25 protein-coding genes and 1 tRNA gene are annotated in these 22,287 nt (G+C 46.5%); 13 read left to right on the forward strand and 13 right to left on the reverse strand.

The annotated features are described in order from the left end of the window. Positions 1-46: 46 nt before the first annotated feature. The 4 genes from AC1WNR_RS01225 to AC1WNR_RS01240 form a co-directional block, all read right to left on the reverse strand. Positions 47-634 carry a hypothetical protein gene (locus AC1WNR_RS01225; RefSeq protein WP_481642739.1) on the reverse strand — a complete coding sequence of 196 codons (588 nt, stop codon included), beginning with the start codon at positions 632-634 and terminating at the stop codon, positions 47-49. A 105-nt stretch (positions 635-739) separates the two neighbouring features. Continuing rightward, entirely contained in the window at positions 740-1,726 is a 987-nt protein-coding gene (locus AC1WNR_RS01230; protein ID WP_115469681.1) for an ABC transporter substrate-binding protein, read from the reverse strand. A gap of 3 nt (positions 1,727-1,729) precedes the next feature. Then, the gene (locus AC1WNR_RS01235; RefSeq protein ID WP_211313905.1) at positions 1,730-2,893 is read right to left on the reverse strand and encodes a Gfo/Idh/MocA family protein; all 1,164 of its coding nucleotides are present in this window, start codon (positions 2,891-2,893) and stop codon (positions 1,730-1,732) included. Continuing rightward, a complete protein-coding gene (locus tag AC1WNR_RS01240; RefSeq protein ID WP_299081232.1) occupies positions 2,877-3,806 on the reverse strand; it encodes a PDR/VanB family oxidoreductase in 930 nt (309 codons plus the stop codon). Before AC1WNR_RS01240 ends, AC1WNR_RS01235 begins: the two co-directional genes overlap by 17 nt. Positions 3,807-4,129: 323 nt before the next feature. Here AC1WNR_RS01240 and AC1WNR_RS01245 point away from each other — a divergent pair, with 323 nt between their 5' ends. Then, complete coding sequence (locus AC1WNR_RS01245; RefSeq protein WP_345423125.1) at positions 4,130-5,410, forward strand: Rieske 2Fe-2S domain-containing protein; 1,281 nt, start codon at positions 4,130-4,132, stop codon at positions 5,408-5,410. A 134-nt stretch (positions 5,411-5,544) separates the two neighbouring features. On the opposite strand, the gene AC1WNR_RS01250 is transcribed toward AC1WNR_RS01245, so the two are convergent. After that, the gene (locus tag AC1WNR_RS01250) at positions 5,545-6,006 is read right to left on the reverse strand and encodes a MarR family winged helix-turn-helix transcriptional regulator (RefSeq protein WP_345423122.1); all 462 of its coding nucleotides are present in this window, start codon (positions 6,004-6,006) and stop codon (positions 5,545-5,547) included. 149 nt (positions 6,007-6,155) lie between these two features. Further along, complete coding sequence (gene nadC / locus AC1WNR_RS01255; RefSeq protein ID WP_345423119.1) at positions 6,156-7,010, reverse strand: carboxylating nicotinate-nucleotide diphosphorylase; 855 nt, start codon at positions 7,008-7,010, stop codon at positions 6,156-6,158. A gap of 432 nt (positions 7,011-7,442) precedes the next feature. On the opposite strand from nadC, the gene AC1WNR_RS01260 reads away from it, so the two are divergent. From AC1WNR_RS01260 to AC1WNR_RS01300, 9 genes are all read left to right on the forward strand, one after another. Further along, positions 7,443-8,060, forward strand: coding sequence for a tyrosine-type recombinase/integrase (locus tag AC1WNR_RS01260; protein WP_345423116.1), 618 nt, complete (start codon positions 7,443-7,445; stop codon positions 8,058-8,060). A gap of 59 nt (positions 8,061-8,119) precedes the next feature. Then, positions 8,120-8,449: a type II toxin-antitoxin system RelE/ParE family toxin gene (locus tag AC1WNR_RS01265; protein WP_481642740.1), complete on the forward strand. Its 330-nt coding sequence runs from the start codon at positions 8,120-8,122 to the stop codon at positions 8,447-8,449. 5 nt (positions 8,450-8,454) lie between these two features. Next, a complete protein-coding gene (gene nadS, locus AC1WNR_RS01270; RefSeq protein WP_345423113.1) occupies positions 8,455-8,739 on the forward strand; it encodes a NadS family protein in 285 nt (94 codons plus the stop codon). A gap of 265 nt (positions 8,740-9,004) precedes the next feature. Continuing rightward, entirely contained in the window at positions 9,005-9,562 is a 558-nt protein-coding gene (locus tag AC1WNR_RS01275; protein WP_481642741.1) for a hypothetical protein, read from the forward strand. 211 nt (positions 9,563-9,773) lie between these two features. After that, positions 9,774-10,592 (forward strand): hypothetical protein, encoded by an 819-nt coding sequence (locus AC1WNR_RS01280; protein ID WP_481642742.1) that lies wholly within the window; start codon positions 9,774-9,776, stop codon positions 10,590-10,592. 123 nt (positions 10,593-10,715) lie between these two features. Beyond that, a complete protein-coding gene (locus AC1WNR_RS01285; RefSeq protein WP_481642743.1) occupies positions 10,716-11,279 on the forward strand; it encodes a hypothetical protein in 564 nt (187 codons plus the stop codon). Then, positions 11,276-13,003, forward strand: coding sequence for a DNA polymerase (locus AC1WNR_RS01290; RefSeq protein WP_481642744.1), 1,728 nt, complete (start codon positions 11,276-11,278; stop codon positions 13,001-13,003). Before AC1WNR_RS01285 ends, AC1WNR_RS01290 begins: the two co-directional genes overlap by 4 nt. A gap of 10 nt (positions 13,004-13,013) precedes the next feature. Beyond that, positions 13,014-13,403 carry a hypothetical protein gene (locus AC1WNR_RS01295; protein WP_481642745.1) on the forward strand — a complete coding sequence of 130 codons (390 nt, stop codon included), beginning with the start codon at positions 13,014-13,016 and terminating at the stop codon, positions 13,401-13,403. Between the two features lie 213 nt (positions 13,404-13,616). Continuing rightward, on the forward strand, positions 13,617-14,699 hold the full coding sequence (locus AC1WNR_RS01300; RefSeq protein ID WP_481642746.1) for a tyrosine-type recombinase/integrase: 1,083 nt from the start codon (positions 13,617-13,619) through the stop codon (positions 14,697-14,699). 64 nt (positions 14,700-14,763) lie between these two features. Here the strand turns inward: AC1WNR_RS01300 and AC1WNR_RS01305 are convergent. Further along, positions 14,764-14,839: transfer RNA gene (locus AC1WNR_RS01305), tRNA-Phe, on the reverse strand. Between the two features lie 69 nt (positions 14,840-14,908). Next, positions 14,909-15,556 carry an orotate phosphoribosyltransferase gene (pyrE, locus tag AC1WNR_RS01310; protein ID WP_481642747.1) on the reverse strand — a complete coding sequence of 216 codons (648 nt, stop codon included), beginning with the start codon at positions 15,554-15,556 and terminating at the stop codon, positions 14,909-14,911. Positions 15,557-15,720: 164 nt separating this feature from the next. On the opposite strand from pyrE, the gene AC1WNR_RS01315 reads away from it, so the two are divergent. After that, the gene (locus tag AC1WNR_RS01315; protein WP_481642748.1) at positions 15,721-16,494 is read left to right on the forward strand and encodes an exodeoxyribonuclease III; all 774 of its coding nucleotides are present in this window, start codon (positions 15,721-15,723) and stop codon (positions 16,492-16,494) included. 145 nt (positions 16,495-16,639) lie between these two features. Here the strand turns inward: AC1WNR_RS01315 and rph are convergent, their stop codons facing one another. Beyond that, positions 16,640-17,362: a ribonuclease PH gene (gene rph, locus AC1WNR_RS01320; RefSeq protein WP_481645345.1), complete on the reverse strand. Its 723-nt coding sequence runs from the start codon at positions 17,360-17,362 to the stop codon at positions 16,640-16,642. A 166-nt stretch (positions 17,363-17,528) separates the two neighbouring features. Between rph and AC1WNR_RS01325 the strand changes: the two genes are divergently transcribed. Beyond that, a complete protein-coding gene (locus tag AC1WNR_RS01325) occupies positions 17,529-18,380 on the forward strand; it encodes a YicC/YloC family endoribonuclease (RefSeq protein ID WP_481645346.1) in 852 nt (283 codons plus the stop codon). A gap of 200 nt (positions 18,381-18,580) precedes the next feature. Then, a complete protein-coding gene (locus tag AC1WNR_RS01330; protein ID WP_481642749.1) occupies positions 18,581-19,810 on the forward strand; it encodes a tyrosine-type recombinase/integrase in 1,230 nt (409 codons plus the stop codon). A 160-nt stretch (positions 19,811-19,970) separates the two neighbouring features. On the opposite strand, the gene AC1WNR_RS01335 is transcribed toward AC1WNR_RS01330, so the two are convergent. The 4 genes from AC1WNR_RS01335 to AC1WNR_RS01350 are packed head-to-tail and all read right to left on the reverse strand — an operon-like array spanning position 19,971 to position 22,285. Then, a complete protein-coding gene (locus tag AC1WNR_RS01335; protein ID WP_481642750.1) occupies positions 19,971-20,351 on the reverse strand; it encodes a group II truncated hemoglobin in 381 nt (126 codons plus the stop codon). Positions 20,352-20,402: 51 nt separating this feature from the next. Continuing rightward, positions 20,403-21,629 (reverse strand): NAD(P)/FAD-dependent oxidoreductase, encoded by a 1,227-nt coding sequence (locus AC1WNR_RS01340; RefSeq protein WP_481642751.1) that lies wholly within the window; start codon positions 21,627-21,629, stop codon positions 20,403-20,405. A 17-nt stretch (positions 21,630-21,646) separates the two neighbouring features. Beyond that, the gene (locus AC1WNR_RS01345) at positions 21,647-22,063 is read right to left on the reverse strand and encodes a hypothetical protein (RefSeq protein ID WP_481642752.1); all 417 of its coding nucleotides are present in this window, start codon (positions 22,061-22,063) and stop codon (positions 21,647-21,649) included. Between the two features lie 24 nt (positions 22,064-22,087). Then, positions 22,088-22,285, reverse strand: a complete 198-nt coding sequence (locus AC1WNR_RS01350; protein ID WP_481642753.1) for a hypothetical protein — start codon at positions 22,283-22,285, stop codon at positions 22,088-22,090. Between the last annotated feature and the right edge of the window lie 2 nt (positions 22,286-22,287).

A 22,287-nucleotide genomic window follows, 5' to 3' on the forward strand; every position in this document is an offset into this window, starting at 1 on the left:
CACCTCATGTTAGGCGTTAGTGTAACGCTAACAGGTGTCTACAATACTAGGGCCTTGCCACTAGCCATTTTTGTAATTTCTTGGTGAGCCAGGGCGCGATTAGAGCCGTTGTTATCCCAGTAAGAATTGTGGCGACTAACAACAGACCGATAGGTTCGGGTACTTTCGACGTAATCGGCTTTAGTAGATAGATTAATACGATAAGGGCCGGGTAAACAGCGACTAAGCTAACAATCCATCGTTTCCAAAGGCGTGGAGGCTTTGGGGGGATTGGTAGGTTAACAACAGGCTCAAACCAAATATTTGAGCCATAGGCTTGTTGTCTGTCTACGTCGAGTACGGATAGTGTTTCAATAGGGTCAAGTACGGTCTTCCTGTCCGGAGAAAGCTTCCAGGCTTCTAAATCATCTTTACTTCTAAACCTCGCGATACAAAATATATCGATGCCTTGCCCATCATCTCGACGAACTATGTCGATAGACTCAAATCCGTCATGATCTTCTAATAGAAGATTCAATTTAGCAAGATGCGATGCAAACCTATCAACGTCTGAATAATTGATACGCAGAGAAACTAAATAGGATGCTGAATGGACGGTATTGTGCCCTGCATCGAGTAAGTTATCATCGTTCATGTGTTGAATGTCTCTGTATCGGAGTAATGGTTCAATATTGGGTAAAAAAACCAGCGAGGAGTGACCTGGCTGGTTTGCTTCTATACCGTTTGTAACTAAAGATATCTACAGAGAATAGACCTCGGTAGTTGCTGGGTGGAACAGTTCATCTACAGAAAGATGTCTTGAACTCAGCCCCTGTTCGTAGTGGTTGCGCAGGAAGTATTCTAGCGTTTTGACGTTCGGTGCGACTCCGTATGACCAAAGATCCTTGGACATTTGTTGCGTTACGCCCAAAACATCTTCGACAAATGGCATTGTCACTTTGGTTGCTGAAGTATCTGATAGGGCATCAAGCGCCATTGTTTTAGCTTCAGTGAAGGCCTTGAGTAGAGCGCCGGGTAACCAGGGGTGCTGCTCAGCTAGGCTACGACGCACACCTAGAACGTGCATGATTGGGAACAACCCGGTGTCTTGATGCCATTGGCGTGCAGCAGAAAAACCATCTTGCCATAGGCGACGGATCTGAGGGTGGCCTTCGTGGAAACAACGTGGCCATCTAGGGCCGATGAAACCATCAATTTCCCCGTCGATTAGCATCTGGTTTAGGGTAGCGCCTTCTGGAGCGTTCTCGATAGTTACGTTGTCTGGTAGATCAAGTTTGATCTTTTCAGGACGTCCTGGCTTGTCCATTCCCCCGCGTACCCAGGTAATCTGATCAGGAGTCACACCTGCATCTGCAAGAATAGCTCTAACCCATACGTTTGCTGTCAGTTGGTATTCCGCGATGCCGATGCGGCGACCTTTGAGATCTTGAGGTGTTTCTATTCCTCTATCCGCACGAATATAAACAGAGGAGTGGCGGAATGCGCGGCTAAGGAAAACAGGAATTGCGATGTATGGAGGATTCTCTCGAGTCAACGAAACGCAATATGAACTCAACGATATTTCTGAAATATCGCTGGTTTCGTGGCGAAATGCGTTGAAGAACATCTCTTCTGGTGATTGAAGAAAAGTGATCGGATCGACACCGTCGATCTGTACTCGTCCATCATGAATAGGGCGAGTTCGATCATAATCACCCATTGCTAGGGAAAGTTGGAGCTTAGACATTTTTTATCCTTCTTGGTAATTAAGTGTGACTGTGTCACCCGTTTCGCTACTGGTAAGTAGTGCATGACAGATTTCGAGTGAAGCTCGGCCCCATTTGCCATCCTGCAATGGAGTCGTTTGTTCACGAACTGCGGCATAAAGTGTGTCAAATACTTCTGCTCGGGCGGTTCTAAAAGGTGCGGGGTAGAATTCGGGTCCATTCGTATCGGTAATTTCTACTCCGTTCGGCGTCAGGCGCAGGTCTCCGCGGTCGCCGAATACGAAAACCTGACCAAAGTGCTCGTGAGTTTGAGCCTGAGGGCAGGTTTCGAGGGATGAGAAACCACGTGATGACTTAAACTCCGATTCGTCCTGGACGGATTCCAGTATTTTGCGGGCGCTCTTGAATTCATCTGACTTGGGTATGCCTAATTCAGCAGTGTTCTCCATTAGCCGGTCGCCATCAAAATGAGCGTAACCTGAGTACGTCAGGCTGGCATAGACACCTTCGCTGAAATCAATCAGCATGCTGTAGGCGCCCTCGGTCGGTCGGTCAGCATCCCAGGCTCCACCCGTTCTGGCGGTAACACGCTGAGCGGGGACAGCAGCGAGTCGGCGGACGAGATCGATTTGATGGACGGCTTGGCTAAACACTACACCTCCACCTAAGTCTGTAGAAAGCTCTGCCGCTGTTCTTGGGCGATATAAAAAATCGGTTGCATAGAGCGCATGTATCATCCTTACGCGCCCTATCTTACCTTCCGCGATTAAAGCTTCAGCGAGCTTAACCGGACCATCAAAGCTGTGGCTAGGGCCAACAATGATCTGTACTCCCGCCTTTTTTGCCGCTTCAATTAGCGATGACGCATCTTCTAATGAGACAGTCATCGGCTTTTCGATAAGGACGGATTTGCCGGCGTTTATAGCAGCTAAAGCATGCTCTTTATGTAATCCATGAGGCGTGGATACATAGACCGCTTCCACGTCTGGGTCTGTTACTAGGTCGCGAACATCGGCATAGGTCTTTGCACCAAAAGTCGTTTCAAATGACCTCCTATGCTCGGAGTTTGGCTCCGCGCCAGCGACTAAGTTAACACCTGGGTGTGCATGAATAGCGGGGGCTGATAGCGCAAAGGCTCTCCCTAATCCCGCTACGCCTAGGCGTATTGGATTAGATATCGAGGACAAGGCGATCACCTTTTGCTCGGGATACACACAGCATAATAGTGTCGGATTTCTCGTCATCCATTAAAGCTAAGTCACGGTGATCCACTTCACCTTCCGTATATTTGCATTTACAGGTGCCACAAGTCCCGGTTTCACAGGAGCTGGAAAAATCGTGTCCATTAGCGCGCAGAGCTTCCAGAATAGTGTGATCCGCGGGAACAGTTATCGTTTCACCTGATTTAGCGAGTTCGACGGTGAATTCGGTATCGCTATCTCGAATGATTTCTACGGGCATGAACTCTTCAAAATGCACTCGGCCATCAGGCCAATGGCCCGTACCGCCTTTCACTTCTTCCATTAGAGACGTTGGCCCACAGCAATAGATATGCTCCTGCGTTGGCGTCATCAGCAGATCCCAAAAATCGAAAGCGTTTGAACTATCGCCTTCGCTATAGTGGATAGTGATTGCATCTCCGCAAAGCTCCTGAAGCTCATCAGCGTACGCTGCTTTTTCATAGCTGCGAGCTAAATAAACAACTCGGAATTTTCTACCTTCTGCTTTTAGTCTTTGTGCCATAGAGTAAATCGGTGTGATACCAATACCGCCACCGATTAACAAAGCATCGTGCTTCGGACCGAGAGGAAACTCATTATCAGACGTTTCTACATCCAGAACCGTCGATACTGTTGCCTGTTCATGCATCGACTTTGAACCACCACGAGAATTGGGCTCTTTTTTGATCGCAACGGTGTACGCGCTTAAGTTGTCACCAGAGTAAACCAACGAATAATAACGATGAGCCCCAGAGGGAGTGGTGATAGAGATGTGTGAGCCAGGCTCTGCTGGTGGCAACTGTTGCCCATCAACAGGGGTCAGGGTGAATTCTTCAATCTCTGGCGTGAGTGTGCGCCGAGCAGTTACGTGCAGTTTCATTGTTCTTCTCTCTAGGTATCACTACATATTGATTTGGTGTCATCAATCCTTAAATAGGGATGTTCGTGACTTGGATCAATATTAGCAATCTAATTATTTATCGTCAATAAAAATTAGATTGCTAATTATGTTGACTGTGCAAAATTAGATATCTATTATTTGTTCCGTTGAGGTAATCGAACATGAGACTGATTTTCTGTTAACGCCTCCTCGACATGTTTTGTCGACTCGTCAAATAGAAACTTGGTTACAAATTTGGCTTACAAGCAGTGACGTAGGGTGCTTGTAGCTATACGAAATAAAATAAAATGGAGAAAGGCACAATGCTTACACCACAAGAAAATGAATTGTTAACTCATGTTATGCCAACCGACCCGATGGGTAAGCTTATGCGCCAGCATTGGACGCCGGTTTGTTTGCTCGAAGAAGTTAAAGAGTGCGATGGCACTCCAGCACTGGTTGAAGCATTAGGTTCTCGTTATGTTGCATTCCGCGATACTGAAGGTCGAGTGGGGTTGTTGGATGAGCTTTGCCCACACCGCTTGGCTTCCTTGGTGATGGGTCGTAATGAAGATTGTGGTATCCGCTGCCTGTATCACGGCTGGAAGTTTGATGTGGAAGGTAACGCTGTAGCAATGGCTTCAGAGCCACCGGAAGCAGAGAAATCAATGTGCTCTAAAGTAAAGCACAAAGCTTATAAAACAGTTGAGTGGGGTGGTTTCCTTTGGGCTTGGTTGGGAGAAGGTGATGCGCCGGAATTTAAAAAGCCAGCATTTGCACCTAATGAAGATGTGCAAGTCTCTATCCTCAAAATTCGCCTACCATGTAACTGGGCTCAAGTTCTAGAAGGTCAGATTGACTCAGCTCATTCTTCATCATTGCACTCTTCGGACATGGTTCCTGCAAAAGTTGAAAGTGCGGCTGCGGATGATCAAGGTTGGTACCGTCCATCAACTGATAAGTCCCCGCGTATGCAGTCTGCGAAAACTGATTATGGATTCCATTACGCTGCGATTCGTCGTCCTATCGCGAATGCTGCAACCCACGACTACATTCGTATCACTCAGTATGTCGCACCTTACTACGCGCTGATTCCGCCTAACACTTCATACAACGTCGCAGCAGTCATCGTTCCGATCGACAATGAAAACTGTAACTTCCACTTTATTGCCTGGGGTAACCCTGAAACTACGCCAGATACGACTGCTTGGCGTGAGTTTGCTCGTGCGGTACCGGGAGTAGATGTTGATCCAATCACTTGGGCCACGGTCGGTAATATGGAAAACCGTTTCCGTCAGGATCGTGTAAAAATGAAGGAAGGTGATTTTACTGGTATCGCGGGTATTCCAAACCAAGACATCGCGATGTGGGTATCGATGGGTAAGATTGTTAACCGTACCGATGATATTCTTGGTTCTTCTGACTTGGCGATTGTGGAATTCCGTCGCACAATGGTTGAGGCTGCTCAAAAAGTTGCTGATGGCGAGCCTGCGATTGGTGCTAGTCCTGAAATTATTCAGTCTTCGATCGCTTCGTTCCAGGGTGTTGTGCCAAAAGAATCGGATTGGCGTGAACTTTGGAAAGAAAACGTAGTGGCGGAATAAACACTAAAGAGGTTGGCTTCCTTTAAGGTTTCTTAGAAGTGCCAAATGCCCCAGTATGAGCAAAGTCTTGTGCTGGGGTTTTGCTTTCTGCTATCTCGCTACCGGCTATTTTCTGCCTTAGCAGTCATCACAAATTAGGTATTGTCTTTCACAAGGTTGGAATGCATGTTCAATAAATATTTGCGAACGATTGCAATTTCCTCAGGGCTCATGCCGCTTTGAGCGACGTCATTGACCTCTTTTGCTAGAGGTTCAAGGGTGTCCTTAAGGCTCTTTCCATATTCAGTTAAATAAACGACCTGTCTTGGCTTTCCTTCAATGATAGGACGAAGTTCAACGAGGCCTGCCGCTAACATGCGTTTAACAACGGAGTTCGTTGTGGGTCCAGTAAGCCCCACTCGTTCACTTAAGGTCTTTTGGGAGATTCCTTCCTCGTTCCACAGCTCACGTAAATATCCCCAAAATCCATGGTTTACGCCGTAGGGCAGTAGTCGCCGTTCCAATGAATTAAAGTACTGCTTAGAGAGCTCTCGAACGATGTGTGCCATCCTCTCGTATTTTAGCTCTGGAACAGTATTTAATTTCTCTACAGACATGTTCTTGTTTCCTGAGATTTCTCATAATATCGAACCTGTAAACTTGGCTTTGAAAGCTCTTGGTTTACTGGTGCTTTAAGCATCAGGGTTAATCCGATCGTGTTGGTATAACAAAGTTAACTAACACGATCTGTGATCTTAGGCCCTTACTATGCTTCCATGTATAGCCGCATCGATAAATCGACGGCTGTAACATCTTTGGTAAGCGTACCCATTGATACATAGTCAACGCCAGCTTGTGCGATGTCTATTAGCGTATCGTCATTTATACCGCCAGAGGCTTCGATTTTCGCCTTACCACGGCTCAGTTCTACCGCTTTCTTGGTATCTTCTAATGAGAAATTATCCAGCATAATGATATCTGCACCGGATTGGAGCGCCTGCTCTAGCTCCTCAAGAGTTTCAGTTTCAACTTCGATTAGCTTATTTGGCGCTAGAACTCGTGCGGCCTGAACAGCTTTATCGATACCACCGCAAGCTGCGATATGATTTTCTTTTATCAAGAATGCATCGTACAGACCCATTCTATGATTCTGTCCGCCACCACAAGTGACAGCATATTTTTGAGCCAGTCTTAGCCCAGGTATCGTTTTCCGTGTGTCGATGAGTTCCATTTGGTTGCCACGAACTTTACTAACAAAGTATTGAGTTCGCGTTGCAACAGCTGACATGAGTTGAAGAAAATTAAGTGCCGTTCTTTCACCTGTGAGGAGTGAGCGGGCGGGTCCAGTAACCTCTACAATAAGATCATCAGCTTTGAGGCTATCACCATCGTTAAAGTGCCAGCGTAGTTCGATCGAAGGATCAATTTGGCGGAAGGTCTCGATCACCCAAGCTGTTCCGCATAGCACAGCATCTTGCCGTGTAATAATTTTTGCAACAGCCGTTTGAGACTCTGGGATAAGTAATGCGTTGATGTCCCCACTCGCAACATCTTCAGTAAGAGCTGCACTTACATTCGCTGCAATCGCAATCTGTAACGCTGTATTATCTAAATTGTACACTATTATAACTCTCTCTCTCTCTCTCTGATATTGCCACTGTGTAAATTTATTAAGGCTACTCAATGGAGTACGCGTGAAAAATTTTGACAGCGTTACTATCTGATAAATTTACTATTTTTGAGTAACGATTCTACCACATGAAGTGGACTCTTTTGGTAATTATTAGGTATGTAATATTTTTAACAGTGAGGCTTAAATTAGCATACGGTTGAAAGTTACCGATCGAGGTTTCAGGTAGGTTGGAAGTAGACCATCCAATACTGAAGGTCTATTTATCGCTCATTGGAGTCGTTCAAAAGCCTCCAAATCGTGTGATTTGATAGTCTGCTTTTGAGGGTTATCTTGATCTAAATCAGCACCCGAACCTGCTTCTCTGGCTGAGTTGCGAACATGACCTAGTCTTCAATCTCCAATAAACATTGGAGGTGAAAGATGAGATATTCCGTTCAACATGATGGCTCTTGGAACAAGGGCCGTATTCTGGGACAAAAGCGTCCATTGAAGTTAAAGGAGATCTGGGCTATCCGCGTACGTCTGGAGCTCGCCAAGGCGATTCGAGACTTGGCTCTATTTGATCTAGCGATTGATAGTAAGTTGCGTGCCTGTGATTTGGTAAAACTCCAAGTGCATGATGTCATGCATGGCAATACGATACTTTGCCGCACGATGGTAGTTCAGCAAAAAACCAAGCAACCTGTTCGTTTCGAAATAACAGAAAAAACACGAGACGCTTTGAAGGCCTGGATCACGGAAGCCAAGCTCAGAGGAAGTGACTTTATCTTTCAAAGCCGGTTGCACGCTTCACAACACCTATCAACGCGACAGTATGCCAGGATTGTGAAGGGTTGGGTTGAGAGCATTGGGTTGGATTCTGCCGAATATGGAACGCATAGTATGCGACGCACCAAGGCCTCTTTGATTTATAAGAAAACCAAGAACATTCGTGCGGTTCAATTATTACTAGGCCACACCAAACTTGAAAGCACAGTGCGTTATCTGGGCATAGATGTCGATGATGCTCTTGAGTTGTCGGAACAGATTGATGCTTGAGCGTGTCTTTGTCATCGCGGATGAAAAGAGTACAATGTACACCGGCAGGAGGTCCGCGTTTGACTAAAGCGATAGAGTTTATTGAAACGAGTATATTTACTCGTCAGATTAAAGAGTTAGCTACTGATGATGAGCTGAGAGAGTTGCAGACGGAGCTGATTGCAAATCCAACAACTGGCGCACTGATCGTAGGAACCGGCGGCCTGAGGAAGATTCGGCTCGCTACCGGTGGAAAGGGGAAAAGCGGCGGCTCCCGTATTATTTACTTTGTAGCTACGGAGGAAGTGATTTACCTCGTGTTAGCCTATCCGAAATCTACGAAAGAGACTTTAAGCTCTGCTGACAAGGCCGCTTTGAAGTCGCTTGTGAAGCAGTTGAAAGAGGAGTGATTACAATGAGCATTGCTGAAGATTTAAAAGCTTCCCTAGAAGAAGCTATAGACATTAAAAATGGTCGGAAAGACGCATCACGCCTTACTCGCTTTGATATAGCTGATGTAAAGGCTATACGTGCAGAACTCAATGTGTCTCAGGCAGAGTTTGCGCAGGCCCTCGGCACCAGTATTGATACTGTGAAGAGTTGGGAAGGTCGACGTCGCAATCCAACAGGACTGGCTGCAAAAGTTCTCGCGTCAATAAAAGATGACCCGAAAATATATGAACAACTGGCCTCTCACTAGCTGGTGACAGGTGTTTTTTCAATACCATCGCGTTTCTAAAATTTCTCTACTGATTGCCTCACATCCGTTTTAAGTATCGGCTCCCAAGTGATTTAGACGGCTGAACGGCGGGAATTGGATCAACTTTAGCCGTTCAAGTTACATTGATTGTTCTGAATCGAACGGCGGGAAAGGGCAATTATAAGACATCATTCACATGCTTTTAGCGGCTGGTTCTTTTGTAGAGTATGGTAAAATTAGGGTGTTCTAAATTGAGGTGCACCCTATGCCTAAATTGAAGAAACCATCCACATTAGAGTCCGAAATTCTAGCTGGCGCTGGTAGTGAATATATATCAGCAGAGCTTGCTGAGGAGCTTTTTAAAACGGGTGACGGATCTACTGTAGATGTTTCGAAATTCGTCTCAGAAGCTCGCTCCTTGGCTGAGAGTGTTAAGTCTGGAGACAATGGTAATCTTGTCGATAAGCTAACATCGCAACTTCACCTGCTTGATGTGCTTTTTACCCGTACTACCCGGCTAGCTGTCGCTCAAAACAACCCTGAACGAATGCTGGCGATCATGGATATGGCGCTGAAAGTTCAGAACCACTCACGTCGAACAGCTAGTACGATCAGTGAACTAACCCACCCTAAAGCCAATGTGAGCTTTATCCGTGCTGAGAATGCCAATGTGGCTACCAATCAGCAGATCAACTTTTCAGAAAAAAATCTCGAAAACGAACTAAACACTGGTGATATCCATGAGATGGACAGACGAAGCTCGGGCAAAGCAAGCAGAGCGGATCAGGAAATCGAAGCCTTGGTTGAAGTCGACAGGGCCTAGGACAGAGCAAGGTAAACGTGTTTCCCGAATGAATGCTCGGAAAGCTGGCGTATTTGATGCCGAGATGCGTGAACTTAATGAGCTAATCAACGCACTCCTATCGTAATACCCCCGCAATACATACCTGTGCACCAATGCAACATAACCCGTGCATATATGCCCTCCTGTGCAATATATTTATGTATATCTTTAATAATTATAGGGTGGATCTATGGGTACCAGTTTTCCAGGCGACTATTTACATGGGGATTTCTTAAATTCTGCATTTGCCATACCAACATTTGCAGCTCAACAAATTGCATTAAGCCATGGTCTCACTGAGGAGGATGTTAAGTCTATTCAGAGCGTTGTATGGGCTGGATTATTGGAATGGGTTGCGGAAAATACACCTAGGTTGCTTCCAATTGTTCGTGAATATTCGATGGATCAATTGATCGTAGATAGTAACTTTTGGGGTGAGCTGAACGTTGAAATAGTCGACATTATAGATGCCATTGTGATTATCCAAGATAGTAATGGTGATTCTTTATTATTGGGTGAAGCATTCAATAAGATAGGTCATGAAAAAGTTTATGCTGCGTTGATTTTGTTGGGTGCTGAGGTCGCATCTAAAAGGCCTGTACATAAGTTTAAGTTGGAGTTTTTGAGTTTGTCCTCCATGGTTAATAAGTGTTACACCCAGTTAACACTCCTTGAAGACGGTCCATTTATGCATAAAAAACAGCATCTCAATGAAATTAAAGCTGTTCAAAAAATGCTGGCGCGAGGTAATCAGTATATGGGGGAATCTGGCGGTAAGGGCAAGGGGAAATCATACGAGCCTATTAGGGAGCTATTGCAGAAGCTTATTAATGAGAGAAGACCAGCTTCTATGGCTGAAGCAGCAGGTATGTTTTTAGATGAAGTTATAGAGTTTGATAAAAATGAAAAGTGTTTGTTTTATAAGACAGAAGATAAGTATAGGGCTGTTTATAACCAAATATCGAAACTAAATAATGATAAGCGACTATTCAAAGTTTTTACCAAGTAGCCATTTAATCGTTTGCTGAATACATAATACTTGTATTGTGTAAACGAAATACTTGTATTGTGTTTTTTCGTCAGAATTGAAAATGAAATAGTTTAGGTTCCAGTAATTATTTGGGATCTGAACATGAAAAATGAAAATGCTTTTAACCCTTCAAACCTTCGCCTTTCTCAAAACTTTAGAGAAAATACTGGTGTGAAGAAACACCTAACAACCATCCCTGTCCGAAAGCCGGGCAAACAGGACTTTGTTAGGGTTCACCCAAGCCAAGAGTATCGCGTTGATACTGCAGTTATCGAATTAAAAGAGGAGCGTGAAATTTATCTTCTCGCACCAGATCTTTTATCCGAGCTCCCATCTGAATGGGTGGCAAAATCCTTAATCACATACATTAACAGGCAGGGAGTTCTTGCCCTCTGGCCCATCGGTCTCCCAAATGCAGAGGGTCGCACTAACAGCTGGAACGAATCTGCTCGCGATGCCGCTCAGATAGCCCAGGATTCCTGGGTGCGTGTATCGGCGAATATGTCACTGGGCGCATACGATACTTTTACTGCGTTAGGTGATATCCCAGAGCCAGAATGGCCAGATCTTTCATTTGAGGAGATCTTAAAAATTGCCTTCAAAGGTAAGTACATCGAATCGACTGATCATGTTGTTATTCGTGACTTGCTAGGAGGTGAGCTATGAGCAAGCTCATGACGCCAATCAAATCTATCTGGTTTGTTGATTTTGAGTTCATAGCAATCGATGGTAACAATCCTGAGGTGGTTTGCCTCGTTGCCCATGAGTACCTATCTGGGCGAACGGTTCGCTACTGGCAGGATGAGCTCATACAGATGGAAGAGCCTCCTTACGATATAGGTAAAGACTCCGTTTTTGTTGCCTACTATGCCTCGGCTGAGATGGGTTGCCACCTTGCCCTAGGTTGGGACATGCCAGAAAGGGTGGTTGACTTGTATGTCGAGTTCAGAAACCTCACCAACGGCTTAGATACGCCCTGTGGGCGGGGTTTGATAGGTGCGTTGGCATATTATGGTTTGGATGCATTAGAGGGTGCTGAGAAGGATTCTATGCGCGAGCTGATTTTAAGTGGTGGGCCCTGGAGTGAATTCGAGCGCCGGCAAATTCTTTCCTATTGCGAATCCGACGTTCAGGCACTTAAACGACTATATCCAGCAATGGAGTCTGATCTAGAGCTCCCGTATGCATTCATACGAGGCTCGTATATGAAGTCTGTAGCGCGCATGGAGTTCAATGGAGTGCCCATAGATACAGTGTCCCTCGACCTTCTCAAAGGCTCTTGGGACTCTATTCAAGATGCTCTCATCGAACAAATTGCAGGTGAAACAGGTATCTATGAGGGGCGGACATTTAAACAAGATCGATTTGCTCAGTTCCTGATTGATCATGAAATACCTTGGCCCCGCTTACCTACTGGTAAATTGGACCTGAGTGATGACACGTTCAGGGATATGGCCAAGTCGTACCCTGAAGTGTCTCCACTGCGTGAGCTGAGATACCTGCTTTCTAAGATGCGGCTGTCTGATTTGCCTGTTGGGGCTGATGGAAGAAATCGTTGCCTGCTTTCACCTTTCAGTGCTCGAACAGGCCGCAATCAACCCAGTAACTCTCGATTCATCTTTGGCCCCTCAGTGTGGTTGAGAAGCCTTATCAAGCCCAAAGAGGGCTACGGTATTGCTTACATTGATTGGTCACAGCAGGAGTTCGGTATTGCTGCTGCACTCTCTGGTGATAAGAAGATGAAAGCAGCCTACAAGTCTGGCGATCCCTACCTTGCGTTTGCTAAACAAGCTGGCGCTGTTCCAGAAAGTGCCACTAAGCATAGTCACAAGTCAGAACGTGATCAGTTTAAGGCATGTGTCTTAGCGGTTCAGTATGGTATGGGGGCCGAGTCGTTAGCAGCTCGCATTAATCAACCAGTTGTCAGGGCAAGAGAGCTACTCCGACTTCACCGAGAAACCTACAGAGAGTTTTGGGCCTGGTCAGACGCAGCTGTAGATCGAGCTATGCTCCGTAATCAGCTATACACAGTCTTTGGTTGGAAGATCAATGTTGGTACAAACCCCAACCCTCGTTTCTTGAGGAACTTCCCCATGCAAGCAAACGGGGCTGAAATGCTACGGATGGCAATTAGCGTCATGCTTGATGAGGGTATCAAGGTATGCGCCCCCATCCATGATGCGGTTCTTATTGAAGCACCACTCGATGAATTAGATGAAGTCATAAGCAAGGCACAAGTCATCATGGCAGATGTTAGTGACTATATCTTGAGTGGATTCCGCTTGAGCTCTGATGTGGATGTCGTGAAATACCCCGAACGCTATTCCGACGACAGAGGTGCTCATTTGTGGGAGACCATTATTGGGCTAGCAGCTGACACCTTAGGCTGAGGGTAGTGCTATGTCGATTGATCCTAAACAGATTGCTTTACCTAATGGCCTCCGTCCTGCATCTACTTCCACCAAAAATGAAGTGGTTGTTGATAAGGCTTCTAGGAAGCGAATCACAGGCCGTTTTCTGAGGGGTCCGATACCCCTGGAATGGCTCATGAAAGCTGGTCAGCAGTCTGGTCAGGCCCTTCATGTAGCTATAGCAATTTGGTTTTTAACTGGAGTAAAGAATACGAATTCTGTCCAGGTGTCGAACAAATTGCTGAGCGAGTTTGGGGTCAATCGATATTCTAAAAGAAGAGCACTGAAACAACTTTCAAATGCGAAGTTGATATCTGTAGAGCAAGGCCGAGGTAAAAGCCCTGTTGTAACAGTGTTGGAGTGCTCAGATGTCTGCTGAACAAATACTCCTACCCCGATTGATTAGGTTGCGTGATGCTCCGTTTTACTTGGGTATGGATCGCAATAGGTTTAGTGCTGAAGTACGGCCTTATGTAACTGAAATAAAGATGGGGGTGCAAGGAGTCGCGTTCGACAGGCTTGAACTAGACGCTTGGGCGGAGCAATATAAGGCTCGCAACGGGCGTCCTGGTCAACCGAAAGGAGAGGCCATATGGGACGTAAGAAAATACCCGGACTCATCAAAAGAGCCGGTGTCTGGCACATCGACAAGCAAATCTCAGGGCGGCGCATTTGCCGCAGCACTGGCACAGATCAACTTGTAGAGGCCGAAAAACTCCTAGCGCGAGTGATCGAAGAAGCTCGCCAGGCGGAAATATACGGTGTAAGACCTGAGCGGTCATTTGAGCAAGCTGCGGCTAAGTATGTGTTGGAAAACACTCATAAGCGGAGCCTGAAGAATGACATTAGTCGTTTGAAACAGCTTATGCCGTGGATTGGCGATACATCAATCAGCCGCCTGAATCTAGGATCTTTGCAGCCGTGGATTGACCACAGGCGAGCAGAGGGTGCTGCCGCTGGCACCATAAACCACGGCTTAAAAGTTGTGCGCCGTATACTCAACCTTGCGGCACACGAATGGGTAGATGAGTATGGCCTGAGTTGGCTTCTGACAGCACCTAGAATTAAGTTGTTGCCAGATGTTGATAAGCGCCAGCCTTATCCACTTAGCTGGGATGAGCAGGAGAAGTTGTTTGAGGCGTTACCAAAACACCTTAAGCAAATGGCTCTGTTTACAGTGAATACGGGTTGTCGAGACGCTGAAGTTTGTAATCTCCGATGGGATTGGGAAGTTCAGGTGCCTCAACTTAAAACCTCAGTATTTATTATCCCCAGCGAACACGTTAAGAACGGAGATGAACGTCTCATCGTTTTGAACGACGTAGCTAAGAGTGTTGTAGAGGAACAGCGAGGTTTGAGTAACACCTATGTGTTTCCATACCAAGATAGACCGGTACAACGCATGCTTAATGGGGCTTGGCTACGTGCTCGAAAGTCAGTTGATCTTGAGATGGTGAGGGTCCACGACCTAAAACATACTTTTGGCAGACGATTGAGAGCAGCTGGTGTTAGCTTTGAGGATCGGCAGGATCTCTTGGGTCATCGCTCTGGTCGGATAACAACGCATTATTCGGCTGCTGAGTTAACGTCACTGATTGAAGCAGCAAATAAGGTCTGCTCTAAGAGCGACAAGCCAGATTTAGTCGTGATGAGAAGGTTGAGGCTAGTGGGGTAGGTCCCGCAAAAGTCCCGCAAGGGAAAAATAAAAAAGGCCCGCAATCTCTGCAAGCCTTTAATATTGGTGCCTCGAGGCGGAATCGAACCACCGACACGAGGATTTTCAATCCTCTGCTCTACCAACTGAGCTATCGAGGCATCAGGCGGCGGCATTAAAACCTTTGAGAGAAATTAAGTCAACCGCTGTGCAGAAAATTGCGTTAGAAATCAGACGCTGATGCCGTATTCGGCGCGGTAGGCTTTGATCGCCTCTAGTTCTGTGGTGTGATCGCCGAGCTCTTCTAGATATTCGATCAGGTCATCCAACGAGATTATGCTGGCTACTTGCATGCCATAGTCGCGCTCAACTTCCTGAATGGCAGAGAGCTCGCCCTTGCCTCGCTCCATTCGGTTAAGTGCGATAACCGTTGCGGCGGGGATGGCGCCGGCCTCTTCAATAATCACCATCACTTCGCGAATCGCTGTGCCCGCAGTGATCACATCATCGATGATTAGAACACGACCCTCTAGAGGAGCACCTACCAGGTTGCCTCCTTCGCCGTGGTCTTTCTTCTCTTTGCGGTTGAAGACGTATGGCACATCCCTGCCGAAGTCATTGGCAAGTGCCACTACAGTAGTGGTTGCCAGTGGAATACCTTTGTAGGCTGGGCCAAGCATGATGTCGTAGTCGATACCCGAAGCTTCAATCGCAGCTGCGTAAAAACGCCCGAGTTTGGCGATCGCCTCGCCGGTGTTGAACAGACCTGCATTGAAGAAGTAGGGGCTGGTGCGACCAGATTTAAGAGTGAATTCGCCGAAGCGCAGCACGCCCTTCTCGATTGCAAACTGAATGAATTCGCGCTGGTATGACTGCATGACTCTGAAACCTCGGAAATTGCGTATTTAGAGAGGCGCTAAGGATACCTGAATTCAATCAAAGCGCCCAAATTTCTCAGCCTTGAAGTTCTGTAAATAAGACCGTATCAAGGCTACAATGTTTGCTCTCCTTAATAACGCTTAGAACGGAGTACACCATTTCAATGCGTGTGATTAGCTTTAACGCTCAGGGAATCGTCCAGGCTGCCGATCGCGGCTTCTTTGACTGGATGGTTAAACAAGATGCTGATGTCGTCTGTATTCAGAACCTTAAGGCGCGTGAATACCAGCTTGACGACGAACGTTATCACCCAGAGGGTTATCATGCTTACTTCTTCGAAGCTTGGGATGATGGTTACTCAGGTGTCGCAATCTACACGCGCCAAGTACCTAAAGCGATCATGACCGGTCTAGGCTTTGAGGCGTGCGATACCGAGGGGCGTTTCATTCAAGCGGACTTCGACCGCGTTAGCATCAGCTCATTCACTATCCCATCGGGTTTGAAGAGCGAAGAGGCACAAGCGCGCAAGATGGATTACCTTGAGCACTTTCACGGTCACCTATCCAAAACCCTGCGTAAGCGTCGCGAGTTTATCTTTGCCGGTACGGTTAATATTGCCCACAAACCGGTGGATCTAAGCAACTGGTATGTGAATCAAAAGGTGTCGGGATTTTTAGCTGAAGAGCGTGAGTGGATCGAAGAAGTGTTCGGCGAAATGGGATTCGTGGACTGTTTCCGCGAGGCCAACAAAGCCGAGAAACAGTTTACTTGGTGGCCTGACTACAACCGCGCTTGGACTCTAAACGAGGGCGCACGTCTGGACTATCAGATCTCCACGGCCAACCTGCGTAAAACCGTCCGCTCAGCCTCAATCTACAAAGGTGAGCGTTTCTCTGACCACGCCCCTCTAATCATCGACTACGCGATCGATTTCTAGGCATCTGCCGACAAGTTAAATGAAGAAGGTCGGCTTAATGCCGACCTTTTCGGTTCTGGATCTCGCCTCAAGAGACGACCTACTCACGGGTTGGTTGTGTTGAGCAGGTCAGGTCTTGATCTGGCAGGCCGATAACCTGCGATGCTCAGCTTTCGAGAGCTGCAGTCTGCGCAGCTGTGATTTCAGCTATCCCTTTACGCGCCAGAGCCAACATCGCATTGAGCTCCTCTTCGCTGTACGGTTCGCCTTCAGCGGTACCCTGTACTTCAACAAAGCCGCCTTTTTCAGTCATCACAACGTTCATGTCTGTTTCGGCAGAGGAGTCCTCAGCGTAATCGAGGTCGAGGACGGCCTGCTCTTTGTAAATACCTACTGAGATGGCAGCGATCTGGTGTTTCAAAGGGTTGCCCTTCATCGCACCGTTTTTGTCCTTCTTCAGGAAAGCGATCGCATCGCACAGCGCAACATAGGCGCCAGAGATCGATGCGGTACGCGTGCCGCCGTCAGCTTGAATAACATCACAGTCGATGGTGATAGTATTCTCGCCGAGTTTGTTCAGGTCCATAGCGGCACGCAGTGAGCGTCCGATCAGACGCTGAATCTCCAGAGTGCGTCCACCCTGCTTACCGCGTGAAGCTTCGCGTGCTGTACGTGTATTCGTAGCGCGTGGCAGCATACCGTATTCGGCGGTAACCCAACCCTGGCCAGAGCCGCGTAGGAAACGTGGGACGCCGCGCTCGACTGATGCAGTGCAGAGTACTTTGGTATCACCAAACTCAACCAGTACGGAACCTTCGGCATGCTTGGTGTAATTGCGCGTAATGCGGATTTCACGCATCTGGTCTGGTTCGCGACCGCTTGGGCGCATGGCATCGAGGCCGAGATTTTTTAGTTGATCTGACAGCGTAGAACTCATTGAGGTACCTTCCTGCGCGTTCAAAAGGCTAGTCGCCCGATAGAGCGGATAGTGAACGGCTGTTATAGTGAGTGGATAACCGAATTTTAATAGAGATTGCCCGTTTATGACACAGAGTATGACCGCATTTGCGCGCAAAGAGGCGACTTATTCCTGGGGAAACCTGAGTTGGGAGCTGCGCGCGGTGAATCATCGTTATCTTGAACCACAGTTAAAGATTCATGAGGCTCTGCGAGATATCGAGCCGGTTGTGCGTGACAAGCTGCGCTCGAAATTGAGCCGCGGCAAGGTTGAGTGTGCGTTGCGCTTCCATGCCGAGTCAGGTGCCTCAGCGATTGAGGTTGATTCGCACCGAGTCGCTGCGCTGATTAAAGCGCTGGAACAGATAAGGTCTCACTCTAGCGATCTCGCGCCTGTGGATCCGCTGGCGCTGCTGCACTATCCGGGCGTGCAAAAGAGTGCCGGCATCGATACTGATGCGGTGCTCAGTGCCGCTGCGGCACTGTTGGATGAGACGCTGGAGCAATTTATCGAAGCGCGCAAACGTGAAGGGGTAGAGCTTGCGAAGCTCATTGAACAGCGCCTAGACGCCATTGATCAAATCGTGGCCGAGGTTCGTCGCTTGATGCCAGAAATCCTGCAGGCGCAGCGTGGTAATTTGCGTCAGCGTGTCGAGCAGCTCGGTGTGGACCTTGATCCCGAGCGCTTGGAGCAGGAAGTTGTAATGCTGGCGCAGAAAGCGGATGTGGCTGAAGAGCTTGATCGTCTCGAAACTCACGTGAATGAGGTCAGGCGGGCACTCAAACAGAAGGGTCCCGTGGGCCGTCGCCTCGACTTTCTAATGCAAGAGCTCAACCGTGAAGCCAACACGCTCGGATCTAAGTCGATAGTAACCAGCACTACCGCCTGCTCGGTTGAGTTGAAGGTGTTGATTGAGCAGATGCGGGAGCAGATCCAGAATATAGAGTAAATTCCATAAATATCTCGGACTGTCCAATAAGCCCAGTATTTACTGGGTTTTTTGTTGCTCGTAATCCTGTAATGTCTTGTGAAATCTTTTAAAATCCTGGTCTAATTGGTGGGTAAAGTGGTGGGTATTTAGTGATTTACTCATTTAAAAGTGGTGGGTATTATTGATTTTAATTGGTCGGCTGCAGTGGATGGTTGGATATGAGTGAGAAGTTAACGGTTAAAGAGATCCAGTCTCTAGTTGGTAAAAATGAAATAGGAAAACATCCTGATGGAGGTGGTCTTTACTTTGTTATACCAAGATCAGGTACGCCATATTGGATGCTTCGTTATACCTCTAACAAGAGACGTAAAGAGATGACTTTGGGTCAGTACGCAGACTTGTCTCTAAAGGATGCCAGATTCGAAGCTGCAGCTAAGCAGAAGCAGAATCGTGAAGGTATGGATCCGCTTTTGGCAAAGCAGCGCTCAAAGCAAGAAAGCATTAAAACAGTAAATGATCTCTTTAATGACTGGTACCCGACTCTTGAGAGTAGGCTTAAGCATCCGCAGATTCCAAAGAGAATTTATACAAAAGACATAGCGCCACATATCGGCGAATTCAAACTAGATCAGCTATCAGCACGTGACATCCGAAATATTATCGAAGCGATTAAGAAAACGGGAAGAATGGCGATAGCAAATGATGCATTGGGATATTGTAAGCAACTATTTAATCACGCAATCAAGCTTGATTTGATGGGATTGAATCCAGCGTCAGCTTTCACATTTAGAGATGCAGGTGGCTTGGAAAAGAGTCGAGAGAGAGCCCTAAGTGAAGGCGAATTAAAGCAATTCTTCTCAGTGGCAAAAGCAAATAGTAAAAGTTTTAGTCGCGAAAATTATTTGGCGTGTCTGCTATTAGTATCAACAGGGGTTCGTAAATCAGAACTTTGCGAAGCTAAGTGGGAAGAGTTCTCTTTGGAGGAAGGTTTATGGAAGTTGCCTGCGTCTAGAAGTAAAACTAATGTTGGTTTTGATATTCCACTAGCTCCACAGGTTCTTGTATGGCTAGAAGAGTTAAAAGTAAGAGCGTTTGGTTCAGGCTATGTGTTTCCAAGCCGACGAACTAGCACTAGGCCTCACATGGGAGCCGATACCTTAAATAGAGCGATTTCTAAGTTATTTGGTCATGAGGCTGGTAAGAAAAAACAACCACCTAATCTGATGGGGGATATGGAACACTTTGCAGTTCATGATTTGCGAAGAACTTGCCGTACGCTCCTGGCCCAGCAGGGTACACCAGGATATGTGGCTGAGCGGTGTCTCAATCATAAGCTGAAGGGGGTAGAAGGTGTTTATAACAAACATGATTATTTAGATGAGCGAAAGGTAGCTCTGAACTTGTTGGCTGAAAAGGTAAGTAGTCTCCAGCCATTGCAGCAAAACTAGGTGCGCAAAACATAGGCATCTCTATAATTTGTTAGATGCGAAGTGTGCAGTTGTGCATACCAAAAACTGCACACTCTTTGCATAGTTGCTGCGCACTTGTTGCACACATCCTGCGTACTTCATGCGCACCCTAAATCTCTAATCAATTACACTGGATGACTTAAGTATTAGTTAGCATGTCAGCAATTTGGAAAAAAGGTTGTTTCAGCATCTCTTTGGTGTCGATATCACATTCAATTGAGTCCAAGGCCATATCCATACACAGCATCCATTGGTCTCGATCGTGTTCGGAGATTTTATACTTTGAATGTGAGTCGGTAAGGCATAGGCTACCACGACGTTCTAAAAAGTAGTTGGGTCCTCCCATCCATGTGATGAGGAACTCGGCGAGCATCGCTTTTATTCCGGATAAGTCTTTTGCATGCATAGCTCGGATAGAGCTTGCTGATGGTAAATCATTCATGATGTCGTAAAAATTTGAGGCTAGGTCTCTGATTTTTTCTTCGCCGAGCGCTTCAAAAGGTGTCGAATGTTTATTCATAATGTATCTGTGTAAAAAAATCTGGAAGGCCCGATAGAACCTTCCAGAGGATTACTTCTTAGGGATAAGCGTGGCTAGCGCGGCGGTATTATCTATCAGAGCGTCTTCTGGAGGAGATAGCTCTAACTCGATCAATTTTTTGCCTACCATAAATGCTTTCGCATTGTTGATGGCATCGACTGATATCAAGTTGCCTTCTTTGAAGTACCATATTGATAAGCTATTCGTTGTTTCCTCATTACGGACTACGGTGTGGTCATATCCAATGTTTAACCCTGCAATCTGTAGCTTTGTTTCATATTGATCGGACCAAAACCAAGGAATTGCCGAATAGCCGAGATTTGCTTTGTTACATATAGAATCGGCAGCTAACTCTCCCTGAACGATCGCATTTGGTACCGATTCAATTCGAGTTTTAGTGCCGTGGTATGAGTAAACACAGCAATCTCCGACAGCGTAGATAGATGGGTCGTTTGTGCGGCATCTGCGGTCGACCAAAAATCCGTTCTCCGTCTTGAGATCGCAGTCAGTTGCAAGGTCGTCATTCGGGATAACACCAATACCAACGACGACGATGTCAATTTTAATGCTGCTACCATCTGAGAGCATTGCTTGTTCGGCATTCTGGTTGCTACCAGTTAGGTCTTTTAGACCTACTCCTTCGATGATTTTGACGCCGCGATTAGTGTGTAAGTTTCTAAAGTAATCAGATGTCGTAGGTGACGCTACACGTTGTAGAATCCTTTCTGACATTTCAAGAACAGTAACCTCCATCCCAAGTTCCCTAGCAACGGCAGCCATTTCGAGACCGATATAGCCACCACCGACAATTAACATGCGAGACGCGCTGCCCAATTTCGAACCCAGACTTTTGGTATCGTCGAGTGTTCTTAAATAGAAAATGTTCTCAAAGCTATGAGCGACACTATCAGGCAGTTTTCTGGGTCTTGAACCAGTTGCGATTATGAGGTCATTGTATCGGAGAGTATCCTGACTTGATGTGAACACGGTTTTGGATGTTCTATCAATCGCGGTAACAGATGTATTGGCTAAGATGGCGATGTTTTTCTGAGCGTAGAAATCATCAGGTCTCAAGTACAGCTCGTTTTCGGTAATCTCTTGCTTTAGAAATTTCTTCGAAAGAGGAGGTCGTTGATAGGGGAAGTAACTCTCATCTCCGACTATTGTGATGTCACCCTCATAGTCATTTTTTCTCAGTTTTAGCGCCGCAGATGCAGCTGCCTGTCCGGCACCAATAATTATAGTAGATGGCTTCATAATTTTATTCTCGACACCTATCTGAGATCGTTAGTGAGATAGTGATCTTCCCATTCACCGAACGAGACCTTTACTCTTACTTCATCCAATACTTCGCATTCGAGCGTTAATGAATTAGCAAGTTCTTCGCTGTTAGAAAATTCTTCTACTTCTTTAGAAAAGTGAAGCGCGTCATCTTTTGTCAGACGCCACTCAACCTTGTAAGTGTCTTTATCGACCAGCCAAGCTCCCGGTTTTCGACCGTCTTGATCTTTATGTTCAACCAGAAACACTTCGGTATCGGTAGAAAAAATATTCTCTTCTCTCAAACTTTTGGAAACGCCATCCTTGGCGAATGTTTTAAGAATGTCTGCTACAGCCATGAGTTCAACACGACTTCCTAGGATTAGAACAATCGGGTGAAAGTCAGAGGGCATAAAGCTCATTCTAAGCATGATAAATTCCCTTTATTTTCTCGTTTAACCGTCGACTTCGACTTCTGCGATATCCTGGCTGTGAACCAGTTCGCTTTCTTCGTCGTCGAATGTACAGGACAGCCACTGTCCATCACCGATATTTTCATCGACGACACAAGTGCGGCCATCTAAAAGAGTAATCTTTGCACCAACTGGAATCTGAAGAATATCCGTTGTGGTATTAAGAATTAGTCGTCCCATTT

Source organism: Marinobacterium marisflavi, assembly GCF_982447095.1.

Excerpts from the sequence above, each read along its gene's own strand:
- rph (WP_481645345.1), bottom strand. The coding sequence starts at position 17,362 with ATGCGCCCAAGCGGTCGCGAACCAGACCAGATGCGTGAAATCCGCATT.
- AC1WNR_RS01285 (WP_481642743.1), top strand. The coding sequence starts at position 10,716 with ATGAAAAATGAAAATGCTTTTAACCCTTCAAACCTTCGCCTTTCTCAA.
- AC1WNR_RS01340 (WP_481642751.1), bottom strand. The coding sequence starts at position 21,629 with ATGAAGCCATCTACTATAATTATTGGTGCCGGACAGGCAGCTGCATCT.
- AC1WNR_RS01335 (WP_481642750.1), bottom strand. The coding sequence starts at position 20,351 with ATGAATAAACATTCGACACCTTTTGAAGCGCTCGGCGAAGAAAAAATC.
- nadS (WP_345423113.1), top strand. The coding sequence starts at position 8,455 with ATGAGCATTGCTGAAGATTTAAAAGCTTCCCTAGAAGAAGCTATAGAC.
- AC1WNR_RS01325 (WP_481645346.1), top strand. The coding sequence starts at position 17,529 with ATGACCGCATTTGCGCGCAAAGAGGCGACTTATTCCTGGGGAAACCTG.
- AC1WNR_RS01275 (WP_481642741.1), top strand. The coding sequence starts at position 9,005 with ATGCCTAAATTGAAGAAACCATCCACATTAGAGTCCGAAATTCTAGCT.
- AC1WNR_RS01315 (WP_481642748.1), top strand. The coding sequence starts at position 15,721 with ATGCGTGTGATTAGCTTTAACGCTCAGGGAATCGTCCAGGCTGCCGAT.
- AC1WNR_RS01250 (WP_345423122.1), bottom strand. The coding sequence starts at position 6,006 with ATGTCTGTAGAGAAATTAAATACTGTTCCAGAGCTAAAATACGAGAGG.
- AC1WNR_RS01280 (WP_481642742.1), top strand. The coding sequence starts at position 9,774 with ATGGGTACCAGTTTTCCAGGCGACTATTTACATGGGGATTTCTTAAAT.
- pyrE (WP_481642747.1), bottom strand. The coding sequence starts at position 15,556 with ATGCAGTCATACCAGCGCGAATTCATTCAGTTTGCAATCGAGAAGGGC.
- AC1WNR_RS01295 (WP_481642745.1), top strand. The coding sequence starts at position 13,014 with ATGTCGATTGATCCTAAACAGATTGCTTTACCTAATGGCCTCCGTCCT.
- AC1WNR_RS01290 (WP_481642744.1), top strand. The coding sequence starts at position 11,276 with ATGAGCAAGCTCATGACGCCAATCAAATCTATCTGGTTTGTTGATTTT.
- AC1WNR_RS01240 (WP_299081232.1), bottom strand. The coding sequence starts at position 3,806 with ATGAAACTGCACGTAACTGCTCGGCGCACACTCACGCCAGAGATTGAA.
- AC1WNR_RS01345 (WP_481642752.1), bottom strand. The coding sequence starts at position 22,063 with ATGCTTAGAATGAGCTTTATGCCCTCTGACTTTCACCCGATTGTTCTA.
- AC1WNR_RS01330 (WP_481642749.1), top strand. The coding sequence starts at position 18,581 with ATGAGTGAGAAGTTAACGGTTAAAGAGATCCAGTCTCTAGTTGGTAAA.
- AC1WNR_RS01225 (WP_481642739.1), bottom strand. The coding sequence starts at position 634 with ATGAACGATGATAACTTACTCGATGCAGGGCACAATACCGTCCATTCA.
- AC1WNR_RS01245 (WP_345423125.1), top strand. The coding sequence starts at position 4,130 with ATGCTTACACCACAAGAAAATGAATTGTTAACTCATGTTATGCCAACC.
- AC1WNR_RS01300 (WP_481642746.1), top strand. The coding sequence starts at position 13,617 with ATGGGACGTAAGAAAATACCCGGACTCATCAAAAGAGCCGGTGTCTGG.
- AC1WNR_RS01260 (WP_345423116.1), top strand. The coding sequence starts at position 7,443 with ATGAGATATTCCGTTCAACATGATGGCTCTTGGAACAAGGGCCGTATT.
- AC1WNR_RS01350 (WP_481642753.1), bottom strand. The coding sequence starts at position 22,285 with ATGGGACGACTAATTCTTAATACCACAACGGATATTCTTCAGATTCCA.
- AC1WNR_RS01230 (WP_115469681.1), bottom strand. The coding sequence starts at position 1,726 with ATGTCTAAGCTCCAACTTTCCCTAGCAATGGGTGATTATGATCGAACT.